This is a genomic window from Chryseobacterium sp. SNU WT5 (assembly GCF_007362475.1).
Lineage (GTDB): Bacteria > Bacteroidota > Bacteroidia > Flavobacteriales > Weeksellaceae > Kaistella.
Window position 1 is genome coordinate 153959 of the sequence record NZ_CP041687.1, and the last position, 12398, is coordinate 166356.

Annotated in this window: 10 protein-coding genes; 6 read left to right on the top strand and 4 right to left on the bottom strand. The window is 36.2% G+C overall.

All coding sequences use genetic code 11. From position 1 onward, the window contains the following. Window positions 1-135 precede the first annotated feature (135 nt). The 5 genes from FNJ88_RS00715 (at window position 136) to FNJ88_RS00735 (ending at window position 6591) form a co-directional block, all read left to right on the top strand. Window positions 136-588, top strand: a complete 453-nt coding sequence (locus FNJ88_RS00715; protein WP_143851255.1) for a MarR family winged helix-turn-helix transcriptional regulator — start codon at window positions 136-138, stop codon at window positions 586-588. A 6-nt stretch (window positions 589-594) separates the two neighbouring features. Beyond that, entirely contained in the window at window positions 595-2988 is a 2394-nt protein-coding gene (locus tag FNJ88_RS00720; RefSeq protein WP_143851256.1) for a 3-hydroxyacyl-CoA dehydrogenase/enoyl-CoA hydratase family protein, read from the top strand. 119 nt (window positions 2989-3107) lie between these two features. Continuing rightward, on the top strand, window positions 3108-4292 hold the full coding sequence (locus tag FNJ88_RS00725; protein ID WP_143851257.1) for an acetyl-CoA C-acyltransferase: 1185 nt from the start codon (window positions 3108-3110) through the stop codon (window positions 4290-4292). A gap of 111 nt (window positions 4293-4403) precedes the next feature. Then, on the top strand, window positions 4404-4760 hold the full coding sequence (locus tag FNJ88_RS00730) for a four helix bundle protein (RefSeq protein ID WP_143851258.1): 357 nt from the start codon (window positions 4404-4406) through the stop codon (window positions 4758-4760). Window positions 4761-4806: 46 nt separating this feature from the next. Then, complete coding sequence (locus tag FNJ88_RS00735; protein ID WP_143851259.1) at window positions 4807-6591, top strand: acyl-CoA dehydrogenase family protein; 1785 nt, start codon at window positions 4807-4809, stop codon at window positions 6589-6591. A gap of 346 nt (window positions 6592-6937) precedes the next feature. Here FNJ88_RS00735 and FNJ88_RS14585 read toward each other — a convergent pair whose 3' ends face one another. From FNJ88_RS14585 to FNJ88_RS00755, 4 genes are all read right to left on the bottom strand, one after another. Further along, the gene (locus tag FNJ88_RS14585; protein WP_143851260.1) at window positions 6938-7117 is read right to left on the bottom strand and encodes a PLDc N-terminal domain-containing protein; all 180 of its coding nucleotides are present in this window, start codon (window positions 7115-7117) and stop codon (window positions 6938-6940) included. A gap of 482 nt (window positions 7118-7599) precedes the next feature. After that, window positions 7600-8397: a hypothetical protein gene (locus tag FNJ88_RS00745; RefSeq protein WP_143851261.1), complete on the bottom strand. Its 798-nt coding sequence runs from the start codon at window positions 8395-8397 to the stop codon at window positions 7600-7602. An 88-nt stretch (window positions 8398-8485) separates the two neighbouring features. Continuing rightward, entirely contained in the window at window positions 8486-9331 is an 846-nt protein-coding gene (locus FNJ88_RS00750) for a hypothetical protein (RefSeq protein WP_143851262.1), read from the bottom strand. Between the two features lie 476 nt (window positions 9332-9807). Beyond that, a complete protein-coding gene (locus FNJ88_RS00755; protein WP_143851263.1) occupies window positions 9808-11811 on the bottom strand; it encodes a DUF2207 domain-containing protein in 2004 nt (667 codons plus the stop codon). A gap of 323 nt (window positions 11812-12134) precedes the next feature. On the opposite strand from FNJ88_RS00755, the gene FNJ88_RS00760 reads away from it, so the two are divergent. Beyond that, window positions 12135-12398 carry a DUF2024 family protein gene (locus tag FNJ88_RS00760; RefSeq protein ID WP_143851264.1) on the top strand — a complete coding sequence of 88 codons (264 nt, stop codon included), beginning with the start codon at window positions 12135-12137 and terminating at the stop codon, window positions 12396-12398.

Genomic DNA, 12398 nt, shown 5'->3' on the forward strand with positions numbered 1-12398 from the left:
TATGCATGCATAGTATTATGCTTTTCATATCTTTTAATGTTTTGACAGTGAGTTATTAACAAAAATTTAACAAATAAAATATACTATGCATGCATAATATTTTTTATATTTGACTAACCACATTATACAATAGATATGAATAAATCTCATCAGGAAAAAGTTGAAAATGTAGATCTCATCCTGAAATCTACCTGGCTTGCGGTTTCGAAGATGTATTCGGAGTTAGCTCAAGTCCACGATGCAACAGCTGTTCAAGCTTTAACGCTACTAAAAATTGACCCGAAAGAAGGAACACGAAGTACGAACCTCGGTCCCAAAATGGCCATCGAGCCAACCTCTTTAACCCGAATTATTAAACTCTTGGAGGACAACGGGTACATTTACAAAGAGAAAACCACCAATGACAAACGGGAAGTGATCATAAAACTCACAGATAAAGGTCTTAATTCAAGAAATTTATCAAAAGAGGTGGTTGTGAATTTTAACAAAAGAGTAATGGAGAAAATTCCAGTAGAAAAAATGGACACTTTCAAAGAAGTCATGACGGACATTCTGAAGATTGCAAACGAATTAAATAATAAAAAATAAATAGCAATGAAACGAAGAATAAAACACGTAACAGTTCTCGGTTCAGGAATTATGGGTTCCGGTATCGCCGCACATTTCGCCAATATTGGGGTTCAGGTGCTTTTACTTGATATCGTTCCCTTCGAACTGACCGAAGCTGAACAGAAAAAAGGACTGACCAAAGAAGATAAAGTAGTACGAAACAGAATTGCAACGGAGAATTTTGTGAAACTACAGAAATCAAGTCCTGCATTACTCTATTCGCCGAAATTTGCGGAGAGAATTACCGTTGGAAACTTTGATGATGATTTAGAAAAAATCAAAAATACAGACTGGATTATTGAAGTGGTTGTTGAAAGGCTCGACATCAAAAAATCAGTTTACGAAAAGATCGAACAATTCAGAAAACCAGGAACTTTAGTTTCTTCAAATACTTCCGGGATTCCGATTCATTTCCTGATTGAAGGACGAAGCGATGATTTCAAAAAATATTTTGCAGGGACGCATTTCTTTAATCCGGTAAGATACTTACCGCTTTTGGAAGTTATTCCTACGCCGGAAACTGATCCTGAGATCGTTAAATTCTACATGGAATATGGTGCGAAATTCTTAGGAAAAGCAACCGTAGAAGCGAAAGATACTCCAGCCTTTATTGCGAATAGAGTCGGCGTGTTCTCTATGATGAATCTGCTACATGAAATTAAAGGGTTAGGATTAAATGTTTCCGATATCGATAAGTTGACGGGACCTGTGATTGGCCGTCCAAAATCTGCAACTTTCAGAACTGCTGATGTTGTTGGTTTGGATACTTTGGTGATGGTTGCCAATGGAGTTCGTGACAGTAAAGCTGAAGCAAACGATTTCAACGATGTTTTCAAACTTCCGGACTATGTTCAGAAAATGGTAGACAATAAATGGTTGGGATCCAAATCTGAGCAAGGTTTCTACAAAAAAATTAAAAATGCAGAAGGTAAATCTGAAATTCACGGGTTGAATTTAGATACCATGGAATATGAACTTCAAGGTAAAACAGAGTTTCCTACGCTTGCTTTAACTAAAGCTATTGATAAACCAATCGACCGTTTCAAAGTTTTAATTGGTGGAAAAGACAAAGCTGGAGAATTGTATAGAAAATCTTTCGGAGCTTTGTTCGCTTACGTTTCTCATAAAGTTCCAGAGATTTCTGATGAAGTTTACAAAATTGACGATGCGATGAAAGCAGGTTTCGGTTGGGAAAATGGTCCTTTCGAAATTTGGGATGCTGTAGGAGTTCAAAAAGGAATTGAATTGGCAAAAGAAGCCGGTTATGAAGTTTCGGACTGGGTGAAAAATGTAGAGACTTTCTATAAAGTTAATGAAGAAGGTCAAAGTATTTTCTTCGATCAAACCTCTGGTAACTACAACAGTATTCCAGGACAAGAAGCCTTTATCATTCTTGATAATATTAGAAAAAACAAAACCCTTTGGAGTAATTCAGGATCTTCAATTCAGGATTTAGGAGACGGAATTATCAACTTCGAGATCCATTCAAAAATGAATGCTTTGGGTGGTGAAGTTTTAGATGGTTTGAACAGAGCTATCGACTTAGCTGAAAAAGAGTATGACGGTTTGGTGATCGGAAATCAAGGAGCAAATTTCTCTGTTGGAGCAAATTTAGCGATGATCTTAATGATGGCGATTGATCAGGATTGGGATGATTTGAATATGGCAATTGCCTACTTCCAAAAATCAATGATGCGCGTTCGTTACTCTTCAATTCCTGTAATTGTTGCTCCACACGGAATGACTTTAGGTGGTGGTTGCGAAATGACCATGCACGCAGACCGAGTTGTTGCCGCTGCAGAAACATATATCGGATTGGTTGAAACTGGTGTCGGCGTAATTCCTGGCGGTGGTGGTACCAAAGAAATGGCGTTGAGAGTTTCTCGCGAATTCCATTCTGATGATGTTAAAAATAACAGACTTCGTGATATGTTCATGAATATTGCGATGGGTAAAGTAGCGACTTCCGCTTACGAAGCCTACGATATGGGAATTTTAGAAAACCATAAAGACATCGTGGTGGTGAACAAAAACCGTCAGATCAAAACCGCAAAAATGTTAGCTTTAAGTTTAGCAGAACACGGTTACACCCAACCGATCGAACAAAAAGTAAAAGTTTTAGGTCGTGATGCACTCGGAATGTTCTTAGTTGGAACCGATCAAATGTTGACCGGGAAATATATCTCTGAACACGATAAACTGATTGCAGACAAATTAGCGAATGTTTTAGTAGGTGGAAATCTTTCTGAACCAACCATCGTAACGGAGCAATATTTATTGAATCTGGAAAGAGAAACGTTCTTACAGCTTTGTGGCGAAAGAAAAACGCTAGAAAGAATTCAGTTCATGTTAACGAAAGGAAAACCATTACGAAACTAATTTATAATTGTTCAGCCACGAAGTGGCGAAATCAAAAAGCATTGGGTGAAGCCCGATGAAATTTAAAAGATTTTTTTGGAAGCTACGAAGTAGCGTCATCAAATTAAAAAAATTAAAAAATGTCAAAACAAGCATATATAATTAAAGGATTCAGAACCGCAGTCGGAAAGGCTCCGAAAGGGTCACTTCGATTTACTCGTCCCGACGTAATGGCTGCAACCGTTATTGAAAAGTTAATGGCTGCAGTTCCACAACTCGATAAAAACAGAATCGACGATTTAATCGTTGGAAACGCAATGCCAGAAGCAGAACAAGGCTTAAACGTGGCTCGCTTAATTTCATTAATGGGATTAAATACCGATCAGGTTCCCGGAGTTACCGTAAACAGATACTGCGCCTCAGGATCTGAAGCGATTGCGATTGCATCTGCAAAAATTCAGGCTGGAATGGCTGATTGTATTATCGCAGGTGGAACAGAATCAATGTCTTACATCCCAATGGGTGGTTACAAACCAGTTCCAGAAAGTGATATGGCAAAATCCAATCCTGACTATTATTGGGGAATGGGTTACACCGCGGAAGAAGTTGCGAAACAATTCAACATTTCTCGTGAAGAGCAAGATGCCTTCTCTTTCGATTCTCATAACAAAGCTTTGAAAGCAAATGAGACAGGAAGATTTAAAGATCAGATCGTTCCGATTCCAGTTGAATATAATTATCTGGATGAAAACCAAAAAATGCAAACCAAGAAATACGATTTTGCTGTGGATGAAGGTCCAAGAAAAGGAACGAGTTTAGAAGGTTTGGCAAAATTACGTCCAGTCTTTTCAAACGGCGGAAGTGTAACGGCTGGAAATTCATCACAAATGAGTGACGGTGCAGCTTTCGTAATTGTAATGTCTGAGGAAATGGTGAAAGAATTAGGTTTAGAACCAGAAGCAAGATTAGTTGCTTATGCTGCTGCCGGTTTAGAACCGAGAATTATGGGAATGGGTCCATTATACGCAGTTCCAAAAGCTTTAAAACAAGCAGGCTTAGAATTAAAAGACATCGATTTAATAGAATTAAATGAAGCCTTTGCTTCTCAATCAGTTGCTTTGAAAAAAGAACTCAATCTTAATCCAGACATCTTAAATGTTAACGGAGGCGCCATCGCACTCGGACATCCACTTGGTTGCACCGGAACGAAATTAACCGTTCAACTTCTTGATGAAATGCGCAAACGCGGCAACATGAAATACGGAATGGTGACGATGTGCGTGGGAACAGGACAAGGGGCGGCGAGTATTTTTGAACTCTTGTAAGAGAAAAGAACAAAGAGAAAATAATAAAGAAAAGAGAGAAACTTAGAGAAAATATTTTTAACTATTAAAATATTGTCTTTACTCTTTTTTCTTTTATCCAAAAGTCTAATTATGAAACATAATTTTAAGAATTTAAACATTTGGAAACTGGCTCTTGAATTAGCAAATGAAGTTTACAACTTAACTGATCAATTTCCTAAAAATGAGGAGTTTGGATTAAAATCACAACTCAGAAGATGTTCAGTTTCCGTTACTTCAAATATTGCTGAAGGTTCAAGCCGAAGTTCAAATAAAGATTTCAATCGTTTTTTGGAAATCAGTCTTGGCTCTCTTTACGAATTACAAACTCAAATAATTATCTCTTCGAACAGAAATTATTTCGAATTAGAAAAACTTAATAAAATAGAAAATAAAATCACAGAATTACAGAGAATGATTTCTGGCTTTCAAAAAACTCTACAGTTTTAAGTCTTTACTCTTTTCTCTTTATTCTTTTATCTAAAAAAAAACAACAATGAGCGATACAACAACATTAAAAGGCGGTGAATTCATCATCAAAGATATTCCTGCAGCAGAATTATTCAGTTTAGAAGAACTGACCGAAGAGCAAAAAATGCTCCGCGAATCCATCCATGATTTTATGGAAAAAGAAGTGATTCCAAAGCGGGAGCGTTACGAACAAAAAGATTATGCGTTAACCGAAGCAACCATGCGACAATTAGGAGATATGGGAATTTTGGGAATCGCAGTTCCGGAAGCTTACGGCGGACTTGGAATGGGCTTCGTAAGCACCATGTTGGCATGTGATATTGTTTCCGGAGGAAATGGTTCTCTGGCGACCGCTTACGGCGCACATACTGGAATTGGAACACTTCCTATCCTATTGTACGGAAGTGAAGAACTCAAACAAAAATACCTTCCAGCTTTAGCGACCGGTGAAAAATTCGGAGCATATTGTTTAACTGAACCAGATGCAGGTTCCGATGCGAACTCTGGAAAAACCAAAGCAGTGTTGTCGGAAGATGGAAAACATTACATCATCAACGGTCAGAAAATGTGGATCTCCAATGCAGGTTTTGCAGATACTTTCACTTTGTTCGCCAGAATTGGAGATGATAAAAACATTACTGGATTCGTAATCAATCGTTCCGAACTGGAAGATCCAAACAGCATGACTTTCGGTGAAGAAGAACATAAATTAGGAATTCGCTCCTCTTCTACCCGTCAGGTTTTCTTTAATGATATGAAAATCCCGGTGGAAAATCTTTTAGGAGAAAGAAACAACGGTTTCAAGATCGCTTTGAATGCTTTGAACGCTGGACGTATTAAATTAGCGGCGGCAAACATCGACGGACAAAGAAGAATTACGGGTTTAGCAATCAATTACGCGAACGAAAGAAAACAGTTCGGCGTTTCTATTTCTACTTTCGGAGCGATCCGCAAGAAAATTGCAGAAATGACGACCGGAATTTTCGTTTCCGAAGCGGGAGCGTATAGAGCTGCAAAAAATGTAGAAGATAAAATTGAGGAATTCGTTGCGGGTGGAATGTCTCATGAAGAAGCAGAATTAAATGCTTTGGCGGAATACGCCGTTGAATGTTCAATCTTAAAAGTTTATGTTTCTGATCTAACGCAACACATCGCAGACGAAGGAATTCAAATTTACGGGGGAATGGGATTCTCGGCAGACGCACCTATGGAAGCAGCCTGGAGAGATGCCCGAATCGGTAGAATCTACGAAGGAACCAACGAGATCAACCGTTTGCTAGCGGTGGGAATGTTGATCAAGAAAACCATGAAAGGTGAATTGGATTTGTTGAAACCCGCCATGGCGATCGGAAAAGAATTAATGGGAATTCCTTCTTTTGAAGTTCCTGATTATTCAGCATACATGTCTGAGGAAAAAGCCCTACTTCACAACCTGAAAAAAGTATTCTTAATGGTTGCCGGAGCAGCACTTCAGAAATATATGATGGAGATCGAAAAACAGCAGCATCTTTTATTGAATGCGTCTGAAATTTTGAACCAAATCTACATGGCAGAATCTGCAATTCTAAGAGCAGAAAAACATTTCGACACCGATTCTGTACAAGCTTCAATGGCGAGATTAAACCTTTACAAAGCCGTAGAAGCGATTTCTACCGCCGCGAAAGAAGGAATCGTTTCGTTTGCAGAAGGCGACGAACAGCGCATGATGCTTTCAGGCTTAAGAAGATTTACAAAATACACCAATATGCCAAATGTAGTGGCACTTACCGAAAAGGTAGCCGCTCATTTCGTGGAAAAAGGATCTTACTAGAAATAGTTTGATATGTGGTTTTGAACGCTCTGAGAAATCGGGGCGTTCTTTTTTTGTGATTATAAGCACGGATTGTAAATCCGAGCTATCGTGTAAAAATAGTAACTTACGTTCAAACAAACAATATCGCTATCCAAAATATTACAGCAGTGAACCAGTGTTGCAGATTTCAAATTCTAGATCATCCCCACAAGAATTTAAAACTTTACGATCAGTCCACAAAAAAGAGAAGAAAATCTTAAAGGAATTTAAAGAGCATCATAATTAGTCACGTAGCTAATTTAATAACGCTCACCATTTGTAACAATTTTCTTTATCAAATGTAGAAACTATAAAGAAACTCTAACTAGCCTTTTCTATACCAGTGAAAAATAATCGAGCCCAAAAAGGGCATTAATACACATATAAAAAGCCACATTAATTTTCTGGGTGTTGAATAAGGGCTTTTCCTAATTTCTATAATGCTGAAAATTAAAACCGCAATATATAGAACTAGAAAGATGTAAAAATAAGTTTGCGTGCTCATCTTGAATTTGTCTTCTCCTTTTTTTAAAAACAGAAGGATGGAGAAGCAGATTTTTTAATCCAACTATTCTAAAATCATCATTTTGTTATTTCAACTACTTATCGTATTCAAAATCCTCTCCTTATAGAACTTATTCCGTTACACTTTTTAAGAAATTTCTTGTCTAAATCATAGTAAACTGAAAAGTGGTTTTACTTAAATCATCTAAATAGTTAATTCTTGAATCAGCAGTTCCACGACTTACTTCTTTTTTATTTATTTTAAGAGAATAGTATGATCAGATATAGTGGAAGCGAGGTCATGAATTTCTGCTCCCGGCTCTTATCTAAAATAACATACTGTAATTTATTCCTGTCCAAGTGTGAAAGCCAGGATCTAATTGTTGTGAATCTTCATTATACTTTCTATGATAATACAGTACATCGCAATTTAATTTTAGATAATTGATCTATTAATTAACTGATACGATTGAGTAAAAAAAATCATTCTTCATCGGACTTTTCTATCTGATATTTCATAAAAACCTCTTGAAAATCATCTAAATTTACCAAACCAGATTGAACGACTTTACCTTTGCTGTAGGTTTCGTATTTGTTCTTTCCAGAAATCTTACCACTTTTAAAATCCCAAATAATACCCTCTTTTATTTTTCCAAAATGGTCTGTTTCTATGCTCCCTAAAATCTTAGGTTGGAATTTTTCAGCATAACGACCGTAAAAGATTTTCAAAAGGGCATCTTCCTGACTGAAAAAGTCACCTATTTGATCGAAGACGGAGTCCAATTCATTTAAATCTGACTTAATTTCTAATCTTGAAAAAAGCTTTAATGTTTTATCTGGATTGTCGTCACCTAATGCTTCATAATTGGAGCTGACCTTGTTGCTGCTAATTAAATTATTTGAAAATATGGTGGAAATTACTGCATCTTTTGGCAAATTAACAAGATCGAAATCAATTCCTTCAATGGTAATAATGGGTGCTTTTTTATAAAAAAACGTTCTGACTTGTTTTCCATTCTTCAGTTCAATTTTGATGAGAGAATTTTCGTCTGCAGCATTGGTAATGAGAATGGCATCTTTTGATTTAGAAAAAAATAGCGTATTACCATAATTTTCTGCCATCATTCTTAAAATAATCTGGTCCAGTTTGCCCTCTTTATATTTCTTGTAGGTAATTCCGCTCTCAATTTCTGTTTTATTAAAACCAGTGAGGTCAATTTCTTGCCCGAATGCAAGGACAGAGCTCATGAATAGAGCTAGAATAGCTAAAGTATTTTTCATAATGCAGTTAAGAGGATGAAGATAAGCATTAAATAAGAATATAAGTAAATCTTCTTTTCAGACAGCTACTGCTATTGGTATGGTAACTTTAAAAATCTACTTGGTCCGACATTTTCAAATCAATATCTGCCCAGTATTTTTTGGGAAGTAGAATTTTCTTTTCCTTCACGTTGACATAGAAAAGCGAATAGGTTTTCTCTCTGTTTTCTTCCCGCTCTGATAAGGTGATTTTGTTGCTGTAAGAGTCATTTCCTATGCGGTAATTCTTTCTTGCGAAACTGAAAAGCGGTTTACGAATTTCTCTCGATTCATGGACCATACAAGTCATTGAATTTAAATTTCCAGTGAGTTTAATGTAAGGATATTGAGGACCAGGTCCTGTTGTAAGCTCGGTTACCTCCTGTTTTGGCTCTATAAGGGTAATTTTATATTTTAAAATTAAAAATTTAGCAATATCTTCAAATTCAGTAAACTCTTTTGAAGCACTTCCAATATTTTTAAAATTTACATCAAAAAATAAAGTTTGGTTCGGTTCATTAACTACATAGACTGATTTATCATCATCAGTTTTAAAATTCTGTATTCTTTTACTCCTCAGATTTTTAATCTTGATTTTCAGATCACTTTTTGATAATATATCAACTAAGGAGTTTGGTTCCTCATTAATATAACCGATGAGATAGTCGCCACTCTCTCTAATATCTACATATTTCTTAGGCAGAATCTTTCGCTCGTCCATATTTTTATCATTCGCCAAAAAGGCTTGTTGGTCGTTATACGCATAAATATATCCTACTTTACCAATCTCGACCGTGTACGTGCTGGCAATAAATTTTAATACTTCTGATTTCCCTGTTTCTACATTAAATAGTAAAGGGTCCTTTTCAGAACTCAACAGTACGATAAATGGAGATTGATGATGCAGTGTGTACATTTTCCAGTCATAGATTGGTGGAACGATTCATTTCCCTGGAAATCAACCACTCCATAAAGAAAATGATGAGCAAATTCCCGAAACTTGTAATCTTGTGCACTGACATTACTACTAAAAAATAAAACAATACCAAATAATATATTTCTCATTTTTCAATGTTTAGTCAAATATAACAAATAGTAAGAATTAATTACCGAAAAATTCTCACTATGGTGTTTTTTATTCGTACGGAGGACTTCAATTCATCAGTTTCGTTTAATAAAATGATTAAAGACTTAGACAATCAATCTTAAAGATGAAAAATATAGTTGAAAAAATAATTTGCTCTATATTTTAGCCCCGGATGCAGCGGAATCCTTTTTCTTTTGAAAAAAGAAAAAAATATAGCGGAACACGGGTCTACGCTTCAAAACAAAAACAGTTTTGACGCTCCTTATTTTACGATTTTAAGCAATCGGACAACTTTGTTACGGAGACTACCAACCGCCGCCACCGCCACCGCCACCGCCACCTCCGGAAGAACCACCACCAGAAGAACCGCTGGAACTGGAGCCGCCAGAATATGATGATGAACTCGATGATCGCGAGGAAGATGATGAGCTGGAAGAGGAGGAAGAAAATGAGAAACTGCGTGGAGAAATTGTGCTTCCTGCTAATACACCGGAGAATGAACTCGCAAAATTGTATCCCAGTTGATCCTGTAAATGAGAAGGTGATTCTGCCTTCACGGTTTGATTGAGCTGATCTCTAAATCTTTTACCCCAAATCCCTTCTACTCCAAAAACGATTGCATAAGGAAGAAATTTTTCATATAAATCACTCGTCATTTCAGGAGGATTATGAAATTTTAGTTGATTTTCTTCTGCGGTTCCGAGATACATTTTGAAACCTTCAATCTCTGCTTCCATTTTCACTTTCTCTTCGCTTGGTTTAATGATCAAATACCGGAATACGATGAGAGAAACCGTCCCAATGATCAGAAACTTGAAACAATCTGACTCGAAAGTCGACAAATCTTCTACCTTGCCAGCGGCAAGGAAAAATACCGGAACTAAAAACCCAATAGAAAAAACCAGAAAGCCAAAGAAGGAGATTTTACTTTTTAAACCCCAAAGATACAGGAGTACGACGATGAAAAACCCATCGAATAACACAATAAATAAAGACAATACTAAACCGTTGAAGCTCCAGGTAACCAACGCATTGATCACCAGTGCGGAAAAAAAGATGATCAGCATTATTTTTAGAGCTTTAAAAACGAGTTTACTATTTGCAGTAGTTTCGGTATATTTTTTATTCTCATTGGTAATCAAAACTTTAAAATCATGAACAGCATTCTTTATTTTTGTATCATAAGTTCCATTTACGGTAATTTGTTTGGTGGTCCCGAAGATCTTCTTCAATAATATTTTTTGATCATCCTGCAGCTTATCGTCCTCTTTTGCAAGTTTCTTTATGGTAAAAATTTTTGAAAAAGTCGATTTTTTAACTTCATCTTTAACCTCATCAATTTTTATAAATCCTCTTATAGCGAGATCCACCAAGTTTGCAGTGACGTGGGTGATTGAAAACTCTCCCTTGCTAATATATCCCAACATGGCTGGGGATTTATTTCCAGGCGCATTAAACTGAGGAATTACTACGGGTTTTTGGGGATCCTTACCATACTTCCTCCAATTATCATAACAAAAATAAATCAGGTAAAGAACACCTAAAATTAGAAATAAAGAAGGCCAGTTTTTATTTAACCATTTCATAAATGCAGAAGGTTCTTTTAAAACTCCAGCTTTGAAGCCTACTGCTATGGTTAAATTTTCCTTTGCATTTAAACGGTCTGCAATAAAAGTAATTTTGGTTGAACTTAAATTTTCACTCGCGCAGTTTTTTTTTGTACTACCAGACTTTCCGGTATAGCAGGAATTTTGCAAAATGGTAGTACCAATAGGTAATGTAAGGGTAGCCTGAATTTTCTCAATAGGAAAACCCCAGTCGGTACCATTGACATTCCAGTAAAACTCATCATAAGTTCCGAAATGACCTATTTGGTCTTGGGTTTTGTACTTAATTTCATAGTTGTAAGTGCCTGGTTGCAGCAAGATGTCTTTGTTCCCTATATAAATATTAAAAACGCCATTCTTGATTTCTGTATGGTAATTCTCTTCCCGACCATCTTTTTTTATGGAGATGACTTTATAAGTGATTCTCTCCTGCCCACCATTGATATTCCTGATCATTGGAAGTGCCCGAAAAAGCCCTCTTTTTATAACGTTTCCCGTAGCGTATGCCGTGATGGTTTCTGTTATGGTGATATCGGCATTTTCCGCAACTTTGATATCTGAGTTAAAAAAAAGAATTCTTTCATTCGTGTTTTGCTCTGAACTTATTATTTCATAAACTTCCGGTGGATCTTCCGTAGTTGGCTCCTGTGTAAAAGCGATACAGCAAAAGCATAAAAAAAATAATTTAAAAAATTTTTTCATCAGTATCTATTTTCATCTGTGTTTAAGGTCGCAGTTATATCTCTTTCATCAGTAATCAAGCAAAACATTTTTTTGTTTTAATACCAAACATCAATTCTGTCTTTGCTAAAATAGTTCTTCTATCTGGTAGTACCAATTTTTCTACAAAAACCTTCTTTAACAGCACCCCGTTACCAGGTAGCAAATTATAATTGCTAAACTTATCAGCTGTTTAATTAAAGAATACGTTGATTCATCAAAAGAAGTTTAAATCCCTCATTGTCATAAATAATTAGTAAATTTGAGTGAATAGAAGTACTCATTTCAATTTAAAAATAAATATAATGGAAGTAGCAGTGTGGGATACCTACGTAACAAAAAAAGATGATCGTGTAATGCATTTTGATATTATTGCACCTTCTGAAGTAAAAGACGTTGCTGTCATTCACAATTATGGTAAACAATATCTGAAATCTAAAGATCAGCCAGATCAGCAATTGACCAGTAAAGAGTGTAGTTTCTGTCATATAGAAACTGTTGAAGCTAGTCTCCAGGAAGAGATTGAAAAAAATGGATACTTTATTATTGAGTTAGAAAATTGCGATTAG